This window comes from Thermococcus piezophilus, from assembly GCF_001647085.1.
In the GTDB taxonomy this organism is placed as follows: Archaea; Methanobacteriota_B; Thermococci; order Thermococcales; family Thermococcaceae; genus Thermococcus; species Thermococcus piezophilus.
In genome coordinates this window covers 1,832,780-1,853,065 of sequence record NZ_CP015520.1, presented here as the reverse complement: position 1 = coordinate 1,853,065, position 20,286 = coordinate 1,832,780, and the positions used below count along the sequence as shown (strand labels likewise).

Annotated in this window: 22 protein-coding genes, 1 pseudogene, 1 CRISPR repeat array and 1 riboswitch; of the genes and pseudogenes, 12 read left to right on the top strand and 11 right to left on the bottom strand. The window is 52.0% G+C overall.

The annotated features are described in order from the left end of the window. Positions 1–20: 20 nt before the first annotated feature. Genes A7C91_RS10155 through A7C91_RS10140 form a run of 4 tightly spaced genes read right to left on the bottom strand, consistent with a single transcriptional unit; the run spans position 21 to position 2,284 of the window. Complete coding sequence (locus tag A7C91_RS10155; protein ID WP_068667176.1) at positions 21–446, bottom strand: hypothetical protein; 426 nt, start codon at positions 444–446, stop codon at positions 21–23. Beyond that, positions 430–744 (bottom strand): hypothetical protein, encoded by a 315-nt coding sequence (locus A7C91_RS10150; RefSeq protein ID WP_068667174.1) that lies wholly within the window; start codon positions 742–744, stop codon positions 430–432. The genes A7C91_RS10155 and A7C91_RS10150 overlap by 17 nt, the downstream gene beginning before the upstream one ends. Further along, positions 735–1,427 carry a DUF6062 family protein gene (locus A7C91_RS10145; protein WP_068667172.1) on the bottom strand — a complete coding sequence of 231 codons (693 nt, stop codon included), beginning with the start codon at positions 1,425–1,427 and terminating at the stop codon, positions 735–737. Before A7C91_RS10145 ends, A7C91_RS10150 begins: the two co-directional genes overlap by 10 nt. Continuing rightward, a complete protein-coding gene (locus tag A7C91_RS10140) occupies positions 1,427–2,284 on the bottom strand; it encodes a prenyltransferase/squalene oxidase repeat-containing protein (RefSeq protein WP_068667169.1) in 858 nt (285 codons plus the stop codon). The genes A7C91_RS10145 and A7C91_RS10140 overlap by 1 nt, the downstream gene beginning before the upstream one ends. 24 nt (positions 2,285–2,308) lie before the next feature. Beyond that, positions 2,309–2,383, bottom strand: a riboswitch (Fluoride riboswitch). An 83-nt stretch (positions 2,384–2,466) separates the two neighbouring features. Between A7C91_RS10140 and A7C91_RS10135 the strand changes: the two genes are divergently transcribed. Next, complete coding sequence (locus tag A7C91_RS10135) at positions 2,467–3,111, top strand: zinc metalloprotease (RefSeq protein WP_068667167.1); 645 nt, start codon at positions 2,467–2,469, stop codon at positions 3,109–3,111. Positions 3,112–3,149: 38 nt separating this feature from the next. Next, positions 3,150–4,195 (top strand): annotated as a pseudogene (locus A7C91_RS10130) (radical SAM protein). Here A7C91_RS10130 and A7C91_RS10125 read toward each other — a convergent pair. Further along, positions 4,192–4,392: a TIGR04140 family protein gene (locus A7C91_RS10125; RefSeq protein WP_068667165.1), complete on the bottom strand. Its 201-nt coding sequence runs from the start codon at positions 4,390–4,392 to the stop codon at positions 4,192–4,194. The pseudogene A7C91_RS10130 and the gene A7C91_RS10125 overlap by 4 nt on opposite strands. A gap of 109 nt (positions 4,393–4,501) precedes the next feature. On the opposite strand from A7C91_RS10125, the gene A7C91_RS10120 reads away from it, so the two are divergent. Beyond that, positions 4,502–4,951, top strand: a complete 450-nt coding sequence (locus A7C91_RS10120; RefSeq protein WP_068667163.1) for a hypothetical protein — start codon at positions 4,502–4,504, stop codon at positions 4,949–4,951. Between the two features lie 159 nt (positions 4,952–5,110). Here the strand turns inward: A7C91_RS10120 and A7C91_RS10115 are convergent, their stop codons facing one another. After that, positions 5,111–5,572 (bottom strand): peroxiredoxin, encoded by a 462-nt coding sequence (locus A7C91_RS10115; protein ID WP_068667161.1) that lies wholly within the window; start codon positions 5,570–5,572, stop codon positions 5,111–5,113. 95 nt (positions 5,573–5,667) lie between these two features. On the opposite strand from A7C91_RS10115, the gene pyk reads away from it, so the two are divergent. After that, positions 5,668–7,107, top strand: a complete 1,440-nt coding sequence (pyk, locus tag A7C91_RS10110) for a pyruvate kinase (RefSeq protein WP_068667159.1) — start codon at positions 5,668–5,670, stop codon at positions 7,105–7,107. Between the two features lie 87 nt (positions 7,108–7,194). Then, positions 7,195–7,892: direct repeats of the CRISPR family, unit length 30 nt; unit sequence TTTTCAATTCTCCTAGAGTCTTATTGCAAC. Positions 7,893–8,408: 516 nt separating this feature from the next. Then, positions 8,409–9,020: a tRNA (pseudouridine(54)-N(1))-methyltransferase TrmY gene (gene trmY, locus A7C91_RS10105; RefSeq protein WP_068667157.1), complete on the top strand. Its 612-nt coding sequence runs from the start codon at positions 8,409–8,411 to the stop codon at positions 9,018–9,020. Here the strand turns inward: trmY and A7C91_RS10100 are convergent. Further along, the gene (locus A7C91_RS10100) at positions 9,004–9,450 is read right to left on the bottom strand and encodes a single- stranded DNA-binding family protein (RefSeq protein ID WP_068667155.1); all 447 of its coding nucleotides are present in this window, start codon (positions 9,448–9,450) and stop codon (positions 9,004–9,006) included. The genes trmY and A7C91_RS10100 overlap by 17 nt on opposite strands. A 56-nt stretch (positions 9,451–9,506) precedes the next feature. Here A7C91_RS10100 and A7C91_RS10095 point away from each other — a divergent pair, with 56 nt between their 5' ends. The 5 genes from A7C91_RS10095 to A7C91_RS11990 are packed head-to-tail and all read left to right on the top strand — an operon-like array spanning position 9,507 to position 11,669. Next, a complete protein-coding gene (locus A7C91_RS10095) occupies positions 9,507–10,181 on the top strand; it encodes an adenylate kinase (RefSeq protein WP_068667152.1) in 675 nt (224 codons plus the stop codon). Positions 10,182–10,224: 43 nt separating this feature from the next. Then, entirely contained in the window at positions 10,225–10,509 is a 285-nt protein-coding gene (locus A7C91_RS10090; protein ID WP_068667150.1) for a ubiquitin-like small modifier protein 1, read from the top strand. Further along, a complete protein-coding gene (locus A7C91_RS10085) occupies positions 10,509–10,790 on the top strand; it encodes an MTH1187 family thiamine-binding protein (protein ID WP_068667148.1) in 282 nt (93 codons plus the stop codon). The genes A7C91_RS10090 and A7C91_RS10085 overlap by 1 nt, the downstream gene beginning before the upstream one ends. Position 10,791: 1 nt before the next feature. Then, a complete protein-coding gene (locus tag A7C91_RS10080) occupies positions 10,792–11,463 on the top strand; it encodes a class I SAM-dependent methyltransferase (RefSeq protein WP_068667146.1) in 672 nt (223 codons plus the stop codon). Next, on the top strand, positions 11,460–11,669 hold the full coding sequence (locus tag A7C91_RS11990) for a hypothetical protein (RefSeq protein ID WP_234394380.1): 210 nt from the start codon (positions 11,460–11,462) through the stop codon (positions 11,667–11,669). The genes A7C91_RS10080 and A7C91_RS11990 overlap by 4 nt, the downstream gene beginning before the upstream one ends. A 189-nt stretch (positions 11,670–11,858) precedes the next feature. Here the strand turns inward: A7C91_RS11990 and A7C91_RS10070 are convergent, their stop codons facing one another. Both A7C91_RS10070 and glmS read right to left on the bottom strand, forming a co-directional pair. Next, a complete protein-coding gene (locus A7C91_RS10070) occupies positions 11,859–14,723 on the bottom strand; it encodes an STT3 domain-containing protein (RefSeq protein ID WP_068667144.1) in 2,865 nt (954 codons plus the stop codon). Between the two features lie 10 nt (positions 14,724–14,733). Then, positions 14,734–16,542, bottom strand: coding sequence for a glutamine--fructose-6-phosphate transaminase (isomerizing) (glmS, locus tag A7C91_RS10065; RefSeq protein ID WP_068667142.1), 1,809 nt, complete (start codon positions 16,540–16,542; stop codon positions 14,734–14,736). A 170-nt stretch (positions 16,543–16,712) separates the two neighbouring features. Between glmS and A7C91_RS10060 the strand changes: the two genes are divergently transcribed. Further along, positions 16,713–16,907 carry a PCNA-inhibitor gene (locus A7C91_RS10060; protein WP_068667140.1) on the top strand — a complete coding sequence of 65 codons (195 nt, stop codon included), beginning with the start codon at positions 16,713–16,715 and terminating at the stop codon, positions 16,905–16,907. On the opposite strand, the gene A7C91_RS10055 is transcribed toward A7C91_RS10060, so the two are convergent. Next, complete coding sequence (locus A7C91_RS10055) at positions 16,902–18,050, bottom strand: class I SAM-dependent methyltransferase (RefSeq protein ID WP_068667138.1); 1,149 nt, start codon at positions 18,048–18,050, stop codon at positions 16,902–16,904. The genes A7C91_RS10060 and A7C91_RS10055 overlap by 6 nt on opposite strands. A gap of 60 nt (positions 18,051–18,110) precedes the next feature. Between A7C91_RS10055 and A7C91_RS10050 the strand changes: the two genes are divergently transcribed. Beyond that, on the top strand, positions 18,111–19,583 hold the full coding sequence (locus tag A7C91_RS10050) for a dolichyl-phosphate-mannose--protein mannosyltransferase (RefSeq protein WP_234394505.1): 1,473 nt from the start codon (positions 18,111–18,113) through the stop codon (positions 19,581–19,583). Positions 19,584–19,601: 18 nt separating this feature from the next. Here A7C91_RS10050 and rnhB read toward each other — a convergent pair whose 3' ends face one another. Further along, a complete protein-coding gene (gene rnhB, locus A7C91_RS10045) occupies positions 19,602–20,285 on the bottom strand; it encodes a ribonuclease HII (RefSeq protein ID WP_068667136.1) in 684 nt (227 codons plus the stop codon). Position 20,286: the final 1 nt, after the last annotated feature.

The following is a 20,286-nucleotide window of genomic DNA, read 5'->3' as shown; positions in this document are numbered from 1 at the left end:
AACCATGTGCAGGGTCTCTTTTAATCCTTGTCCCCAAAGGCCATGTAGTAGTGAATCAGCTCCTCAACTTCCGAGAAGTCTCTCCCCTCCTTCCCGAGTAACTTTCTCAGCCTCTTGTTCTCCGCCATCATTCCGGAGAGCTGGATTCCGAGGTTCTGGTTGTCGAGCGCTATATAATAGGAGCGGAACTTCAGGGGCGACCACTTCCCTTCAAGCTCGTACAGCTCCTTTTCAAGAGCATCTATATCCTTCTCAAGCTTTTCAAAGGCCTCCTCGTCGGCGTCGACTCCATCATTCACATAGCCCTGGAGGAGTATTATCCTTATGGCCTCCTCCGGCCTGAAGCCGTAGCGCTCGCACAGTTCCTCTATCCTTTTGAGGGTCTCATCTGGAATCCTGAAAGTAACCCTCCGCCAGCCCCTCCGCGGCTTAACGGTTATTTTCATCCCTCTTTTCCTCCAGCTCTTTTCTAAGACTTTTGTTCTCCTCGCTGAGTTCCTTCCTAAAGACCATCAAAAACTCCTTATCCCTCTTTGCCTTATCCTCAAACTCAAGCAGCTCGCAATAGTTTCTCCTCATCTCGTTGAGCCTCTTCTCCAGCCTGGCCCTCTGCTCCAGGAGGAACTGCAACTTGAGGGCTTTTAGGGTTTTCTCAAGCCCTTCCAGGTCTTTGAAGCGCATCACTATCTCCCGCCGGTTCCTCCGTATCTCAGCCAGCTCCTCGGAACTTACTTCTATCTCCATAGCAAAACGCTCCTCACCCGCCTTTTTCGCTCCTTCTTCCTTAAGGTTGCTCCGTTTTTGAGCCCTTTAAGCGCCTCTATAACCCGTGGAAGTGATGAGACCTCTTCTTTTGTGGGCCTTTCGGTTGCTCTATAGTCGAATTTGTCTATGAGAGAGTTCATTTTTTCCCTGAGCTTCTTCAGCTTCTCCAGCTGGACTTTTCTGAGCCTCTCCGCACTCTGGGGATTTTTCTCCCTGAGGATTGAGCCTATCATCTCGTAGTGCCTTTTGCAGAGGATTGCCTCCGATGACTCGTAAACGGGCAGGAGCTCCTCAATTCTCTCCGCGATAGCCTCCACCGTGTCCTTTTCCTTCTCCTCCACGAGAAGGCACAGGAAGCACTCGCCTTCCTTAACTTTTTCCCGGCTTTCGAGGGTTTTGATGTACGTTGAAAGCATGTGCTCGTAGATTATCGCCACTCCCAGCGGGCCGAGCAGCGGGTTCGAGTAGGCCTTTTTGAGGGTCTTCCAGGCGTGGTAGGTGCAGAGGCCAAGGCTCTCCTTGAACTTGGTCCTAACAGCGGGGTCGTTCACGTGCTCGTAGAGTATTGTATCGATTTCAGACTCCTCGTACTCCCTGAGTATCCTGCAGATTGGGCAGCCCTCCTTCATAGCCTCCCTGAGGTATATTCCCACGATATCCATCAGTACCACTTCAGGAGTTCGTCGAGGGCTTTCACGGCTCTGTAAGTGTTCTGGAAGTTAGATATACCCATCTCCAGCGAGCGCCTGAAGCCTCCGTTGGGGTTCTGCAGTGCCCGGATGAACCTGATATGGTCCTCTACATAGCGCGCCCTCTTGTCTAGCAGACTGAGACCTCTTATAGCATAGAACGTCGGCTCTAGGTAGGGGGGCAGCGAGTAGGGCACCTCGGTAAAGCCACCGTAGACCTCGCATCTGTAGAAGTGGGTAGTGTCTTGGACGGCATAGCCAAGGCCTTTGAGGGTGAAGAGGGCTTGGTAAGTCATGGTTGTGGTGGCCCCCTTCACCCCGAAGCCGTCTCCCTCGCGGAACCCCATTACGAACTCGCGTATCCTTTCTTTAGTCTCGCCGTCCATACGGTAACCCACGGCCGCCAGCGCCCTCATGGCCCAGTAGGTAGCCTCCAGGGGTGTGGCAGTTCCGAACTCCTCACTTCCTCCGAGGCCGACGGCGAACTTCCCTTCTAGCGGGTTGTATTTGGAGAAGAGCAGATCCAGCTTTTCTCTTGCCAGGTCTCTCGCTCCCAGTAATGACAGTGCCTCGATGGCCATTGCAACGGCCACCACCGCGGTCTGCATCTGAGCGGAAGTGTAAAGGAACTCCACTGTCTTCTCCCTCTCAGGAATTTCGAGCCCGAGCGGGTCGTAAATCTTTACCGCGTAGTACGTGTCGTTAATATTGGTCTCATTCAAAACGCTCACGAAGCAGTAGCCGCCGTCCTCGTGGCGCCTATCCTCAACGTAGCGGATGAGCGCATCAGCGTTAATAAACCTGCCAATCTCACTCAGCTTCGAGCCCATTCTACCGCCTCCCGCTATCTCTGGCAGGGAACAGGCGTCATCAGCCCAAAACGGGCGGTTCGGCTCGAAGCCCGGGCGGACGCCATCGCCAGAAACCCTTCGAATGGCGGTTAAAAACGTTTGTGGTTCAATCACCTAAAAATTTAATAACTTTAGAGCGGCCTTTAATTTGTGGTGAAATCATGGAGTTTATAGCGTTCACCTATGTCGGGAACTTCGTGGACAAAGAAATAATAACCGATGTTCTATTCAACGTTTTCGACGATACGAACCGCTTCTTCCAGCAGAATGAGATTCCCGTGAGGTTCCTCTACATAGGAAAACTTGAGCTGGAGCCGGGTTACCTGATAAACCTCAACACCCCTGAGGGCAGGATAAGGGTCTATCCGCTTGAGGCCCTCGTTGAGGTTCTCTACTCCAGACTGCTTCAGGAAATCAATGAGAAAGGGGACGTCAAGATGAACAAGATATTTGCCCTCACCACATTCCCGCTCGTTTCTAGGAATCCCTACTTCGACTTCTACGAGAAGTTTCTGGGCATTCACGAGGTCATCACAGGTCTCAGGATTATGATACTGTCGATGAAGCCCTTCGAGGTCCCCATAGCCCCCGACGATTCCGCCCATGAGCGCAGGATGAAGCTTGAGACGTTCAAAAGCAGGCTCCTCAAGGGTATCCTCCACGAAGTCGGGCACAGCTTTGGCCTTGAGCACTGCAGCAACCAGTGCGTCATGCATCCCCCGGCCAACATAGAGGAGTGGGACTCGCGGATCCCGGGCTACTGCGATGAGTGCCTCCTCAATCTGAGGGCAGCCTTAGAAAAGTAACCGACAAGTGTTTTAACCATGAGAACTTCTTAGATGGCATGTGGTTCAGGCGGATAGAGATTAGGGAAATTGAAGGGACCATAAAAGCAATGCACCACTACTTCGCGGTTCTCAGGGGAGACGAAGTGCCGAACTTCTTTCTATCAAAGCGGGTGGAAGTGGAATTTGACGAAGATGCGCCATTAGAAGAGCTGTGGGAGATCCACAAAGAGGCTATGGGTGGATTGGGGGAACGACCTCAGCGAAAGCCCGGAGAAGAGCCTCCTCGACCTCAAAGCGGTTATAGATTATAAGATCCTCAAGAGCTGCGAGCTCTGCGAGTTCAAGTGCCGAACGAACAGAAAAAAAAGGAAATCGGCTACTGCAGGGTGAAGGAGAGCCTCGTTGCGAGTGATTTCCTCCACTACGGCGAGGAGCCGGAGCTGGTTCCCTCTTACACGATCTTGTTCAGCGGCTGCAACTTCTGGTGCGTCTTCTGTCAGAACTGGGACATCAGTCAGTTTCGGGCTGGGGTTGAATATTCACCGAATGAGATGGCAGAAAAGATAACCGTGGCCTTCGCACGGGGAGCAAAGAACGTGAACTTCGTCGGCGGTGAGCCGACTTCAAACCTTTCCTTCATCATCGAGACCCTAGGCAAGTTAAAGTTCCGGTTCCTGTCGTCTGGAACTCCAACATGTACATGAGCGAAGAGGCGATGAAGCTTCTCGATGGGGTTGTCGATGTTTACTTAGCCGACTTCGGGTGGGAAAATGATAAATGCGCCCTGAAGTATTCGCGGGCACCCCGCTACTGGGAGGTTGTTACCAGAAACTTCCTCCTTGGCAAAAGGCATTACAAAGCCGAGTTCCTGATAAGGCATCTCGTTATTCCTGGTCACCTCGACTGCTGCACAGGGCAGATACTAACGTGGATAGCCGAGAACCTTGGAGAGGATGTTAGAATAAACGTGATGTTCCAGTACCGGCCAGAATACGAAGCAGGGAAACATCCAGAGATCAGCCGGACTCTTAAGGACGAAGAGATGATTAAAGCCGCACGGCTCGTGAGAGAATTTGGATTCAAGAACGCCTTGGTGGGCTAACCGCCGGCCCTTGCCAGTCTGAGGACATCCATGAACTTTTCTATCTCTTCGTCTGTCCCTTCCAGAAGCACTCTGTACCTCGGCATGCCGTGGAATGATTCTGCCTCCGAAATGACCAGCTCAACCTTTGCTCCAGATTTTTTCAGGATGAGCTCTATTTCGTCTGGCGGGATTGCTGTTATTAACTCCTTCCTCACGGCATTAGTCTTCTATGGTTTGGGGTTTTATAGCTTTTCAACATCGAAAACTTTATAAAGAAACCCGATATATGTAATATTGAAGTTACACATGGAGGGGTGATATGACATGAAAAAGTGGTTGGGAATTGGTTTGATGGTGTTGGGCCTCTTTGGCCTCGTGTTTGGAACAGTCGCAGCATACCAGGGTGTGCCGGGACCAAACCCGGATGTTGAGAGGGCCATGGAGCCTCAAATGGTCGGTCATGGCCACGGTGCCATGGCTGAGGATAGGGGCAGGTACATGGGCCTTGGAGTTAGAGCGACTGACCTGATAGAAGTCAGCATCGATCCTGCTGAAGTTCAGGACTATCTGAGTCAGCTCTCAGTTGAGGAGTTCACCAACCCCCGCGGAGTAACCATCCAGAAGCTCGTCTACGACGGTGACTATGTTGGCAAGGTCGTTGGTGACTACGACCTCAGCGAGCTGGACGTTTACGCTGCCTACGAGACCCTAAACGGTGTTAAGGTCTTCCTCACCTACGAGGGCAACATAGTCGGCTTCGTGCTCATGAAGTGAGCACCTCTGCCTCCTTCATTTTTAAGCTTTGGGAGGTGAGAACGTGAGAATCGTCGAAATTATCGGCAGATTCCTTTTGAGATTTGAACCTAAAAATAACAAGAACCCTGTTCTTCAATCCGAGTCGCTGTTGGCGGAAGAAGGAAATAAATAGATGCCTTAATTTTCTTCCACGAGTTTCTTCGCTTCTTCTAAGACTTTTGATGCGTGCCCCTTTGCCCTGACCTTAATTTTCTTCCAGACTATCTCTCCTTCAGGATTCAGGATGAATGTGCTCCGTATAACGCCCTCGTATTCCTTTCCGTAGCTTTTCTTCTTGCCCCATGCCCCAAGAGCTTTGATAAGCTCTGCGTTGGGATCGCTCAGGAGTTTTATTCTCAGTCCATGCTTCTCTTTGAACCTCCGGTGAGAGTTAACTGAATCCTTACTTACCCCAATCACCTGAAAACCGAGCTTCTCGAACTCGGGAAGGAGTTCTGTAAACTCTTTCGCCTCGGTCGTGCAGCCAGGAGTGTTGTCCTTTGGATAGACGTAAAGAATGGTCCACTTTCCAAGAACGGCGTCCCTGAGCGGGGCTTTGTTCCCTTTCTCATCAAAAACCTCAACATCGAGGTGGTTCATCCGATCACCGGGTCAATTAGGCTTTCCTAACTTATTAAGGTTTCGTTGGGATAAGATTATTAGGGGTAAGTGAAATGCCATTTTAGGTGAAAGACATGAGGTTGCCATCCCACAAAACGAAAATCATAGCCACAATAGGGCCAGCCTCCCTGAAGAGGAAGACGGTAGAGACCATGGTGAAGGCAGGAATGAGCGTTGCACGCATAAACTTCGCCCACGGAGACTTTGAACAGCACGCGAAGACAGTGGAACTGGTAAGGAAAGTCTCCGACAGGCTCAACAGACCCATCGCCATTCTCGGCGATCTTCCAGGAGTGAAGATACGCGTTGGGGAGATCCAAAACGGTTCAGTAACACTGAGACGCTGGCAAACGATAACCCTCACCACGCGGGATGTGGTTGGCAATGAGGCAGAGATACCCGTGCAGTTCAAGGACTTTCCCAAGATGGTATCCAAGGGAGACGTCATCTATCTGAGTGATGGCTTTATAGCGCTCCGTGTCGAGGAGGTTCACGATATCGACGTGGTCTGTAAAGTTCTCGTTGGAGGCACACTCTTCTCCCACAAGGGCATAAACGTCCCGAATGCAAGGATAGCGATAGACGCGGTGACGGAGAAGGATTTGCAGTTTCTTGAGTTCGCAATAGAGCACGGCATGGACGCTGTAGGAATAAGCTTCGTCGGCTCGGCCTACGACGTTCTGAAGGTCAGGCGCTTCGTGGAGGAGAGAAACGCGAAGATCTTCATAATCGCTAAGATAGAGAGACCCGATGCAGTAAAGAACTTCGACCAGATACTCAGCGCGGCCGATGGCATAATGATAGCCCGGGGCGATTTGGGAGTCGAGATGCCGATTGAGAGGCTCCCGGTGCTCCAGAAAAAGCTCCTAAAAAAGGCCAACATGGCGGGCAAGCCCGCCATAACAGCCACCCAGATGCTCGAATCAATGACCCAGGAAAAGCTTCCCACGAGGGCAGAGGTCACAGACGTGGCCAACGCCATCCTCGACGGAACGGACGCGGTTATGCTCTCGGAAGAGACTGCTGTAGGCAAGTATCCTGTCGACGCAATCAAGATGATGGCTAAGATAGCAAGAACCACCGAAGCCTACCGCGATTCCCTCTGGTCAACGCGCGTGGTAGAGTGGAAGATGAGCGAGTGGAAGGGCCAGATGCCCAAAAAGAGCACCATAAAAGACGCCATAGCGAGGAGCATCATAGAGGCCCTCAACTCGATAGACATCAAGTACATCCTTACCCCTACGAGGACAGGTGAGACGGCTAGGCTGATATCCCGTTTCAAGCCGAGACAGTGGATTCTGGCTTTTGCCACCGACGAGAAGGTTGCCAACAGCCTCATGTTCTCCTATGGAGTCTACCCCTTCCTCGTCGAGGAGACCAGCGAGCGCGAGATACTGAACCTCATCAAGGGCCTTGGTCTCGTGAACGAAAACGACACGGTTCTGCTGACGAAAGGAACGCCGATAGGGAAGACCGCTGGAACGAACACGATAAGGATATTCACCGTTGGGTGAGGCCCTCTGCATTCCATAGGTATATTTTAAGGGCTCTGGGTCTCTTGGAGTCTTATTGAAACTACAGATAGGCGCTGTCTTTGCCCTCTTTCAATTCTCCTAGAGTCTTATTGCAACTTGATGTCCCAATGACGGCGGCGGTGACGGCGGGTTTTCTTTCAATTCTCCTAGAGTCTTATTGCAACACTTGCAGATAAAGGAATGCTTGTGAGGGCTCTTATTTTCAATTCTCCTAGAGTCTTATTGCAACCTGCAAGCCCTTTGAAGTATCTTCTCTCTTCTTCCGTTTTTCAATTCTCCTAGAGTCTTATTGCAACGAGCGTGAGCGAAGTCATTGAGGAGGTCGAAGATGCATTTTCAATTCTCCTAGAGTCTTATTGCAACGGGCATCCTCTAGGTTACGGACTTGATAGGGCAGTAATTTTCAATTCTCCTAGAGTCTTATTGCAACACGGTTACGCGCTTGATGTGAAAATTGCAGTAGGAGTTTTCAATTCTCCTAGAGTCTTATTGCAACTCGCTAAGCTCATGTGGTCCATCACTAATCTCGCCACTTTTCAATTCTCCTAGAGTCTTATTGCAACGGTGGGAACACCTGGTCGCTTGTAGCGTCAACTGATATTTTCAATTCTCCTAGAGTCTTATTGCAACTGAAAAGGAGGCGCTGGCTTATGCAACGTGGTGGTGGTTTTCAATTCTCCTAGAGTCTTATTGCAACCCACTGACCCCGCAATACGAGCAATATACCAACGATATTTTCAATTCTCCTAGAGTCTTATTGCAACAGGGCGGCTTTTTCCTTCTTTTGCTCTATATGGCTATAAAGTGCCTTGAATCTTATAAGTTTTTCTGCAGAAGGGTGGTTTCAACGCTACGAGGATCTTCTATTCGGGGCCTTTTAGGAACCTCTCTCAGGAATTTCAGGGCCTGTACAGCTCAAAAATTCTGTGAACAAGAATGTTCGCTAGATTTCCAAAGGCCGAAGAAAAGAGAAAAATTAATTTTCAGACTTCAAAATCATTTAACAGTCAAAAAGACCAGTTTCCTCTGGAGAATGGGATAAAAACAGCCGTATCGTGCTATTCTCAATGTTATGAAAAAATTTCGTTACATTATAAGGTAAAGATAGTACCAAAAAGTCTGATAGTTACCGAGTGTTACTAAAGACTTCCAAACACTTCACCGTCCCCATTTTCCAGAGTTTCGGACGATGAAGTAAGAAGGCCAGGGATGCCGCAGTATGAATCTGCTCCGGAATCTCTTCGGGCAAGGGTTATAAGTCCCCCTCCAAACTCCCCCCCATGAGGACGTTCATAGTCAAGGCTAACAAGGCTCACACCAAGGCCGATTTCAAGCTCAGGGACTTACCTGGAACGAGCGGTAGGATTGACTTGCTCTGTAGGGTTCTCAACTCAGCTTTTCTGCTTTCCTACAGCTTCAGGAAGAACGTCCGCGTCTGGCTGAGCCTCTACGGCCCGCCGAACCCACCGAAGGCGATAAGGTTTGAGGGGCAGGAGATGAAGCCCAAAACGCTCAACCCCGACGAGCTGAGCACGGCGAAGCTGATAATCAAAGCTTTGAAGGTAGGAGAGACCCTCCGCGAGCCGAGCAAGGAAGTCCAGGTTCTCCCAGGAATATACGTCAGCAACATGACCTTTGAGGACATCGTGAGGAGAACCCTGAAAAGCTCGACCCTTTACTACCTACACGAGGAGGGCAGACCCATCGGGAGAGTGAACTTTTCGCAGAATGTTGCCTTCATCCTCGGCGACCACGAGGGGTTAACCCCTGAGGACGAGACCTTTCTTGAGGGCATAGCTGAAAAAGTGAGCATCGGAAGGAAAAGCTACCTCGCCTCCCATGTCGTGGCCTACGTCAACATCTTCCTTGATTCCCTCACTCCTCCGCCTTGAGTCTGAGCGAGGTATGCTCCTGCTTGAGCTCCTCCAGCTTCTCCAGTATTTTCTCGCTCATCTCCCTGAGCTGAAGGGCGAGCTCTTCAAGCTCCTTTATCTGCTCTTCGAGGTCTCTCTCGCGCTCCTCGATTTCTTCCATAGCTTCGGCGAGCTTTGCTTCATCCTCTCGCTTGTAGACCTCTATCTTGAGTCCCTCATAGTGCCACTTTATCTTTCCATCCTCGATGCTGAAGGGGACGCTTATCCTCACGACGTCCCCCTTGTCCACCCCCATCTCCTGGAGCTTTTCAAAGACGTACTGGTTGAGCTCCGCCGCGGCCTTTACAACTTCTTCCGGCTCCACCCTCCCGCGTGTTATTGCAAAGAGGACGCGCCTCACCTTGTGGGCGTAGCCGGATGCCCGAACAAAGCCTGTGCTCAGTTTCATGACCACCACCGTAATTGTTTTATCAACTGAGAAACAAATAACTAACGGTGAGAAAAATGAACATCCTCATCTTTGGGCCACCTGGGAGCGGCAAATCAACCCACTCAAGGACGATAACGGAGCGCTACGGGCTGACGTATATCTCCTCGGGGGACATGATACGGACGGAGATTGAAAGGGGAAGCGAGCTCGGGAAGGAGCTGAAGAAGTATCTCGCAAAGGGGGAGCTCATCCCGGACATCGTCGTCAATACCCTCGTGATTTCTCGCTTAAGGCGCGACAGGAACAACTTCATCATCGACGGCTACCCCAGAACGGCAGAACAGGTTCTCGCGCTCGAGAACTACCTCTACGACCACGGCATAAGGATAGACGTGGCGATGGAGATTTTCATCTCTAAGGAGGAGAGCGTTGAGCGCATCTCCAGGAGGAGGATATGTCCCAAGTGTGGTGCCGTTTATCACCTTCAGTACCGATCCACAAAGGTTCCTGGTAAATGTGACATCTGTGGCTCTCAGCTCGTCCAGAGGGAGGACGATATGCCGGACATAATCGGGAGACGCTACGACCTCTACGTCAAGAACATGGAGCCAATAATCAAGTTCTACAAGAGGCAGGGCATCTACGTTAGGGTTGATGGTCACGGCAGTATAAACGAGGTCTGGGAGAGGATGAGACCGCTCCTCGACTACATACACAACCGCGAAAAGAAACGGAAAGAACACGAATAAAGTTTTTTAGTCCCTTCTTCCAACCTTTTTTAGGTGGGGCTCAATGAAGGTGCGATTTTACGCCACGTTCCGGGAGCTGATAGGGAGGAAGGAGATAGAGTTGAACAGTTCCAGAACGGTAGGTGAGCTTATCGATTATCTGGCCGAGCACTACAATCCGGAGATAAAGAAGCAGCTCCTTGAGAGTCCCCACGCCAAGGAGGCAGGAAAGGCCATAGACGGAATGATCCTCGTGAACGGCCACAACATCCTGCACCTTAAGGGCCTCGACACCGAGCTGAAGGATGATGATGAGGTGCACATCTTCCCGCCCGCAGGGGGTGGCTGATGGCGGTAGCGGAGCTTTGCCTTTTTCTACTTGGAACAGAAAGCCCGAGTGTGGGCAAGTACCTCGAACCCATCATCAAAGTCATAAAGGCGAGCGGCCTGAAGTACCATGTCTGCCTGATGGGAACTGTGGTTGAAGGTTCCGTTGATGAAATCCTCGAGCTGGTCAAGCGCTGCCACGAGACAATCCTCAATACTGGTGTGAAGCGCGTCGTGATAAACCTCAAGATAGACGACCGGGTTGATAAACCGCTCACCATAGAGGGCAAAATGGGGGTTTAACGTGGTTGAATACTTTGACAGGATAGCGAAGCGCTACGACGACTGGTACAGGACAAAGACCGGTCGCTACGTGGATAGGACAGAGAAGTGGCTCGTGTTCTCGATGCTACGCTCTAAGGCCGGTAAAGCCCTTGACCTCGGCTGCGGCACCGGAAACTACACTATCGAGCTTAAAAAGCGCGGCTTTGACGTTATCGGCCTCGACGCGAGCGAGGGGATGCTGGAAATAGCCGGGGCAAAGGGCCTCAACTGCATCAAAGGCAATGCATATTCCCTGCCCTTTCCGGACGAGAGCTTTGACCTAGTCCTGAGCGTGACCATGTTTGAGTTTATCCACGAGCCTGAGAAGGTAATCGCCGAGATCCACCGCGTCCTCAAGCCCGGCGGTGAGGTTATCATCGGCACCATGAACGGAAGGAGCTCGTGGTTCTTCTTCAAGCGCCTAAAGAGCCTCTTCGTCGAGACTGCCTACCGCTATGCCCGGTTCTACACTCCCAGGGAGCTCAAACTTCTCCTGAAGAACGGGGGCTTTACTGAGGTCGAGTGTGCGGGGGTTATCTTTTTTCCATCCTTCTGGCCCTTCTTAGGCTTGGCCGAAAGGATTGATAGAAAATGCCACAGGAAGCGCAAAAACTTCGCCGCCTTTATAGCCGTTAGGGGCGTGAAGACTTGAGAGGGACCAGGCTCATAACGAGGGAGGAGGCCTTCAGGCGCGCCGAGAGGATAAAGGAGGAATACGAGGTGATTTATGGCATTGAGTTTGAGCTTGAAAGGGAGTTCATCCCCCTGGAGCAGGTCGTTTCCACCCAGAGGGAGCTCAGCGGGGCCAAGCTGCTGGTCATCCTTCAGGAGATCAAGCACGCTACAACGCGCCTATAGTAGTCATACCCCATGGTGGGAAATACTACATGCTCGATGATCACCACAGGGCATTTGCCCTCAAAAAGCTCGGCTTTTCCGAGGTCGAGGCCATCATTCTGAGACCAAAAACGGCTTTGTTCCTGGCGTTGTAAGAACAGTAAGAAAAGAAGAGTTAGAAAGGCTGGAAGACGTAAAAATAGTGAGAGATTAGCCCTCCCAGATCACGTACTCCTTCTTGGCAATGAATATCGGCTCTATCCTCTCCTTCACTACGACGACCTTGTCCTCGCCGTACTTCTTGTAGAGCTCCTGGAGGTACTGCTCAAAGACGTTCTCCGGCATGCTCGCCTGGACGGTTATGGTGTTGTTGCCGGCCTTCACGCTGATGCCCTTCTTGACGGGGATGTAGGTTATGATGTCCATGTGGGGCTCCAGGCGGAAGTTCGGCTGGTTAATGTCCTTGCCGTTGGGTGCGACGTAGTAAACTATGCTGGCCCTGAGATAGAGGTCAGCGGTGTAGTTCTTCCTGAAGGCCGCAGTAAGCTCGAGCTGGCCGCTCTGGCCCTCATTAAGGATGTAACTTGGGTTGGCAATCTTTCCATCGACCTTCGGCGCGCCGTTAAGCACTCCGACAGGGCCGTCCTGGATGAGGACGAAGCGGTAGCTGGTGACGTTCGGTATCGTCAGGCTGACCTCGACGGGGGTCTCGTTGAGGTAGTTGATGTTAACATTCTCCGCAACGACTTCCCTCTTGACCAGCTCGGTTCCGTTGTAGGCCTCAAAGACCAGGGTGGCGTCTTTAACGTCCCTGCCGAAGGCTGAGATCCAGAGTCTAAGCCTCTGTTCGCCGAGTGGGAGCTTTCCGCCGGCGGTCGTGCTGTAAAATGCCTTCCATGTTCCGTTCTCATATTTGTCAATCCTGTAAACTGCGAAGGGCCTGAACTCGTAGGTCGAAACTCCACCGTTAGTGTAGACCGGCTTGAAGTTCGCGAAGAGCATCTGGGCGTCCCACTGCTTGAAGGAGTACGGTATGTGGAAGGCGAGTCTAACGAAGTTGCTGAAGGCTATGCTCTGGTACGCGAGCAGGCCGTAGCCCTGGAAGACGTAGAGGACGTAGGGTATGTCTCCCCTTCCCTGGATGACCTGGCCCTTAGTGAGGTCGATGGTCATTATCGGCTGGTAGGCGTACTGGCCGTTGGTGATGTAGACTACCGTTTTGCCGCTCTCGTTGACGTAGCGGATGTAGTTCGGGTATATCACCTGGAACATGGGATTGTTCTTGTATTCCTCGTAGGTTATCGCTCCACCGAGGTAGCTTATGGCGTTGAACTTGTAGATGTCCTGCTGCCAGACTATCATGTAGTTGAGCTCCCAGCTCTCGAAGTCGACCTCGCTCTCGTTGCCGTAGTGGGCGAAGAAGTCCGCAACTATGTAGCGCCTGTCGTAGGCGTGACCGCCGTCGGTGGCAGAGCGCCTGTTGCTGAGGAGGCTTGACTCGATCCAGTAGCCGTAGTCCCACCAGCTGGTGGCACTGTCAAGCGGGTCGCTGTTCTCCCTGAGCCATTTGAGAGTATTCACCCAGTCGGCCGGGACTGAGCCCTGGGCCTTTGATGTGTTGATGGCCACGTTGTTCATATACTGGGCACCTATGATTGGGAGCGGCAGGAACAGGAGGATGAGGAGCATCGCGTAGAGGACCCTAGTGCTGATGCTATCTTTCATGTTTTCAACAAACAGGAACACTTCGCCAATCGCAACGCCAGCCAAGAGGAGTATAGCGCCCGAAGCCTGGAACACGAATCTAACCGCCATGAGGAGCAGATAAACCGAGCCAATGTAGTAGGTCACGAGGAAGACTTCCTTATAGCCGGTGAGGTCACTTTTGAGGAGCTTTCTGATGAACCTGACAAGCACTATGATGAAACCAGCAAGTGAGAGCAGGAAGATAATTCCGTCTTTGGTCTTGACACTGTAGTAGCTGGCTATTGTTTTCCAGTTAGTCTTTGCAAGTTCAGCAACAGTCTGGTAGAGCGGGTTGGACTGGTACGCGGCGCCCATGTACTTCAACATGTCAGGACCGAGGTAGAGGTAGGCGCCGAGAAAGCCAACCAGGCCGATCGCGAGAACGGTTCCAAAGCGGTGCTTTCTGTGGGAGTAGCTAAGCCCGACCCGCTCACCATACAGCATTATTGCAACGAGCACGGAAAGCCCGATGAATGCCTGAAGGGAGAATATAAGGAAGCCCCTTATTCTGACGAAGCCCGTCGGGTACAGTGCTATTCCGATGAGTAGTGACAGCGCGTAGATCGGGTAAAATTCTTTAACAAAGCGCTTGAGCTCTTCAATCTTTCCGAATACGAAGAGGATTATCGTGTGTGCCGCCGCGAAGAGCAGGAGGATTCCCACACCGAACTGGCTTCCCAGCCAGACGCCCATGTAGAGGACGCTGGCTATCAGGAAGAGCAACCCTGAGAGGATTTTCTTCCAGTTCCACTCCTTCTCGTCGAGGTACACGATGAGGAAGAACACCGCGTAGAGGAAGAACATCATGAACGGACCTTCACCACGGTTGTTACCCGAGTAGGTCTTGCTGAAGTTAGCGTAGGAGAACATCATGAATGCTGCCGCCCAGACACCCGCCCAGTTGGAGTGGAGCTTCCTTCCGAGGAGATAAACGGCTATGATGGTCATTGCTCCAACGAACGGCGGCCAGAGCTTGAAGGCATCCATCACGTCGTAGCCGAGCGGACTAATCAGCTTGTAGAAGAACGCCTGAACCGCGTAGAGGCCAAGGGACCCGCTTATTTTAAACCCCGTCGGTGGGTTGGCGTAGGGGAAGTACTTGGGGAGCCACTCTTGGATGGCCAGCTTGTAGAGCTCGTAGTGGTAGAAGGTATCCGGATCGAGGAAGGTCTTGTAGTTGGACGTAACGGCCCTTATCTTGAAGCCGATGTATGCCAGCAGGAGAACTATCAGCGGAAGCCCGTAGGCCTTGAACTTCTGATAGTACTCGGAAATGGAGGATTTCTCCTCCTTTTTCTTTCGTTTTTCCTTAACGTCGGTTTTCACCATTCAAACCACCTCATTCAACGGTAACTGACTTGGCCAAATTCCTCGGCTTGTCGGGGTCGTTGCCCCTGAGGACGGCGAGATGATATGCGAGGATCTGGAGAGGGACGACGTAAACTATGGGCGTGAGCAGCTCGTCCATTGGAGGCATCTCTATAATCACGTCCGAGACCTTCTTAAGGCTCTCATTATCGCCTAGGGCTATTATGTATGCTCCCCTTGCCTTGGCCTCCTCTATGTTGGAAAGCATCTTGTCGAAGGTCTTCCCGCTTGGAGCGATTGCAACCACTGGAACGCCTTCTTCGAGCAGTGCCAGCGGGCCGTGCTTCAGCTCACCCGCGCTCAGTCCCTCGGCATGGATGTAGCTTATCTCCTTGAGCTTGAGAGCTCCTTCCAGGGCGGTGGGGACGCCTATGCTCCTTCCGATGTAGAAGAAGTCCCTCTTTTCCTTAAGTTCTTCGGCGAGCTCCCTGAGTGCGCCATCGTGCTTGAGAACTTTCTCAACAAGCTCTGGGATTCTGTTTAGGTTCTCCTCAAGCTGCCTTAAGTACTCCTTATCGGCAGTTCCAAGGGTTCTCGCAAGGGCTATCGCGAGCATGGTAAGAACTGTAAGCTGGGTGGTGTAGGTTTTCGTCGCGGCTACGCCTATCTCCGGCCCCGCGTGGGTGTAGAGCGTTAAGTCGGCTATCCTGGTCGCCATACTGCCAATGACATTGACTATTGCCAGAACTTTTGCGCCCCTAGCTTTTGCCAGCTTCATGGCCGCTAAAGTGTCTGCAGTCTCGCCGCTCTGGGTTATGGCTATGACGAGCGTATCCTCATCTATCAGCTCTTCCATTTCATAGCGGAATTCGCTGGCCTCTTCAACGATTGGAACCTTCTTCGCCAGGCGCTGGAGGAGGTATTTCCCGACCAGGGCGGCGTGGTAGGAGGTTCCCATTGCAACGAAGAAGATTTTATCGTACTTCGCTATCTCCTTGGCGACATTTTCTATAACTTCCGCGTTGCCGTGGATTGCGTCCCTTATCGCCCTCGGCTGCTCGTAGATCTCCTTCAGCATGAAGTGCTCATAACCAGCCTTCTCGGCCATCTCGAGCGTCCAACCTATCTCCTGGACGGGCTTGTCAATGACTTCACCGGTCGAGAGCTTTTTAACGACGCAGGAGTCCTTCGTTATCACCGCGTATTCCCCATCGTCAAGGAAAACGGCCCTGTTGGTGTACTCCAAAAACGCAGGCACATCGCTTGCCGCGAAGTTTTCTCCCTCACCTATGCCCAGAACGAGCGGACTCTCGTTCCTCACGAAGTAGAGCCTGTCCGGCTCTTCTGTGTAGATTATTCCCAGAGCGAAAGAGCCCTTGAGCTTGAGCAGGGCTTTTCTCATGGCTTCTTCAAAGCTCTTGCTCGACTTGAGCTCATCCTCGATGAGGTGAGCTATGACCTCAGTATCAGTGTCGCTCTTGAAGACGTGTCCCCTTTTGAGGAGCTCCTCTTTTATCTCGCCGTAGTTCTCAATTATGCCGTTGTGGACGAGGGCGATTTTGCCGGAGCAGTCAGTTTGGGGATGAGCGTTAACGTCGTTCGGAACACCATGGGTCGCCCAGCGGGTGTGGCCGATGCCCCTTTTTCCTGGCATCTCGAGCAGACCAAGCTTCTCGGCCAGCTCGTCTATCTTTCCGGCACCTTTCTTAATGTGAAGCGCTCCATTTTCCTCGGTGACTATTCCAGCAGAATCGTAACCTCTGTATTCGAGGCGTTTGAGCCCTTTAACGATAACCTGACAGGCCTGTCTTTCGCCGATGTACCCGATTATGCCACACATTTTGCTTCACCGTGTTCTGTTACTCTTTTCCCAAATAAATTCCCAAAGTTAAAAGCGTTTCTCAACTGACTACCTTCCACCCTGTGTTGACCATTAATATGCTCTTTGGTGCAACCCTCGATGGAAGAAAAGCCTTTATACCCCCTTATCCATTTCATCTGGGTGGGTCAATGGACAGGAAGCTCGACGAGTTCATAGGCAACACAAGTCCAAAGGTCTCTCAGGACGATGCGCCCCGCAAAAAGAAGAAACGCCTCAAATCCACGAGCCTGGAATCTTTTCTGCCTGAGGAACATGTGGCTTACTTCAGAAAGCTTCGCATAGGCTCGAAGAAGATAAGGAACGCCAAAATAGAAGAGCTATAGCGTCTCCGCTATTATCGCCTTGTCCTTGAACTGGAAAACAAAGGCCCTTCTTTCTCCCGTCAGGTTCGCCTCTATGCGCTTCCTGAAGCGCCAGTACTCATTCTCGGGGATGCTTATCCTGAGCGTCGCCCTGCCGAAGCCCTCCTTCCTGAGAAAGTCGTTTATCCTCAGCGGGTGGAACTTGGTGACCCCAACGATAACATAGGAACGCTTAAAGTAGTCGCTCTGTATTTTCTCATCGCTCGTCGCCAGAACGCGCCTCTTCTCGCGGAGCAGCATTTTGAGATTTCCATGGACTGCGTGGAAGAGCTCGTTTATCAGGTCTGCATAGTCTACCGCCTGCGGAATCTCGTGGAGATAGGCCTTTGGTTCTTCCGTCCATGTTACAATATTTTCGAGGTTCGGGTCGCTCTCCAGCCGGACGCCCTTAGGGAGCATTACCGCGCTCCTATCTGCCTTTGCCAGCGTCTCAAAGTAGAAGGTCAGTCTGTTGAGGTGGCCGAAAAGGTCTATGTACTCGAACTCTCCTTTCCATGGAACCCTCTCGCGCCTTATCTGCGGGGGAAGGTCAAAGATGAACGCATCGGTTTTTGCTTTGTAGGCTTCGTAGACCTCTAGTGGGCTCGGCAGCAAGTCTTCAAGCCTTCTCTCGGGCATCTCGGGGGGTCTCGCTGGATCCGAAAAGATTACGTCGGCATCGATGTGTTCTATCGTTTCGGGTGCGAGGGAATCGGCGTTTATGAACTCGATGTTTCTAACGCCGTACTTCTCGGCGTTTTTCCTCGCGAACTCTATCTTCTTGGGGTCTATATCAACTCCGTAGGCCTTCTCTACCTTCATCGCGTAGAAGATAAGCTGTATGCCTATTCCGCACGAAACGTCGGCTATGCTCTTAACTCCAAACTCTGCCAGCCTCTCGGCCCTATATCTCGCGACGACCTCGTGGGTGGCGTAGCGCAACCCTTCCAAGTCCATCCATAGGTCATCGCGGGAGAACTTGTCCCTGGCCCTGATTCTCGCCCGAGCTATTTCTGCTATCTCCTCCCAGTTCTCACCAAGCTTCGCGCGGAGCTTCTTCTCGTCGAGGCCCTTTCTGAGCATCTCAACGGCGAGGTTGATTTGCTCTTCCTTTATCTCGCTCATGTTCCCAAGCTCGGAGGGAAGCTTAAAAACGTTGCCGAACTACTTTGAGTGGTGGCAATAATGAACTGGAAAAGGGTTGCGTTCATTATCATCTCTGGGCTCATAATAATAGGTTCTTTTGGGTATCTCTACGGTATAGCTTCCCAGCCAAAGCTTAGGGACTACGTGGGGGATGAAGTATGGTACGTCCCCGCCTCAAGGAACATCCTCCACAGGCTCGGCGTCGAGCTGCACTACGTCAACGAAACCACGAACGCCGAAGGGGTCAATGTAATATTCTCCAACACGAGCATGAGGATAAAGTACCAGTACTCCGTCGAGAAGATAGCCCTCCGATACAACGCCACCTATGAGAAGAAGTACCTCAAGTTCCCGGGCGTTTACTTTGAGATTCCCGTTGAGAACCTTGGGGCTTTTCTGGACGAGCTTGAGCGGGAGATTCCTTCCGATGCCTATTACGTTGTTACGAGCTACTGGTATCCTGACAAGGAGAACATCCAGAACTACCTGAACACAGAGCATCCCTTCCTCGGAAAGGACCTCATAATGCTCGGCATGCTCATCGAGGATAAACCAATCAACTGGCGCCTTCCCGGGCTGATAACATTTTTCATCCTCAACATCCTCGTCCTCCTAACCGCGTATAAAATAAGCAGGAGCTACCTCGCGGCTCTCATAGCACTTCTCTTTTCCGCCGCAGACCCGACACTTCAGGCGACTGCCGTAGCTGCCATGCTCGACATTCACGTGGCGTTCTTTGTTGCGCTCTTCATGGCCCTGCTCGTCTTTGAGAAGAGAGGTGCCTCGGGTTTTGCCGTCGGCTTAGCCGCAGCGGCAAAGCTCAGCGGTGCCTTCGGCTGGCCGGTGCTTTTGGTCAGGGCATTCAAACGGGAGAACAATCTCCCGAGCTTCCTCCTCACCATAGCGATATTTCCTGCCATCGGCTTCATCCTGCCCAACGTCCCCGCGATAATAGCCATCGGGGTCGAGAAGTGGTTCAGGGAGTTTCTCGGCAGCTTCCGCTGGCACCTCAGCTCCAAGGGTGGCCACCCAGCGGCTTCTCCGCTTTGGCAGTGGTTCATAAACAAGAAGGCCTTCGCGCTCCACTACGACCCCAACATCTTCGTTCGGACAGACCCCTTATTGCTCCTGGCCATGGTGGTCTTTATCTTCGCCATGCCCTGGCTTTACTGGAGGAAGCCGAAAATCCTGGTTCCCTTCTGCATCTTCTGGAGCACGGTAGGCTTCTTTGCCCTCCAGTATCTCCTCGGCGGAACCACTCAGTTCAGCTTTTACGCAACGGTGCTCGTTCCCCCGGCGGCGGTAACCATGGGCGTCGCCCTCAACGAGCTCATCAACTGGGATGCCTTCAGGGAGTCGAGAGAATTCTACATCAAGTGGGGCCTTAAGGTAAAGAATAGAATTATAGGGCGCCTCAAAAGGGGCGAAAGGCCAACCGGTAGAGATGACCCGGGCACCTCGGGGAACATTGAGGAGAAGCCGATCCCGGGACTGGAAACTTCAAGAAAATGAATAATCGCGACTTAAGGTTTATCCCTTCCCGAGGAACTCCCCGAGGGTGAGCTGTCCTCTCTTCTTTTTCTCTGCCGAGAGCTTCTCCTCGATCTTCCTAAGGGTTTTCCAGCTCCTTCTGACTATCGGTGGAAAGTCGCCGTGCCGCTTGTAGTAGTCCTCAAGGAACTTCCTCGTTCTCGGATCGCTTGGATATCCAGAGCCTATCTCGCCGTACTCCTCTTTAAGCCTATCAATTTCCCTGTCGCGTGTTACCTTAGCGAGTATTGAGGCGGCGGAGACGGGAACGAACTTGTCGTCGGCCTTGTGCTCGGCTATTATCTCTGCCTCGAAGTTCAGCTTTGCCTTTATCTCCTCGCCAAAGCGGACCTCCTTCACGTCAGCCGCGTCTATGTATACCACGTCGGGCTTCAGTTTAAGGGAACTCAGGGCTTTCACGAAGTTATCCACTTCGAACTCGTTGAGCGTTCCCTCGCGGGAGTCTATCTGCTCGGGCCACAGTTCGATGATGACGTAGTCGTCGAGAAGCCTGATTATCTCGTCGAACAGCCTCTCGCGCCTTTTTGGAGTGAGCTTCTTTGAGTCCCTCACGCCGAGCTCCTCCAGCTTTGGAATGTTCTTTTCATCAACGACCACAGCCGCTATGACCATTGGGCCGAGGACTGGACCCCTGCCGGCTTCGTCTATTCCAGCGAGCTTCAAG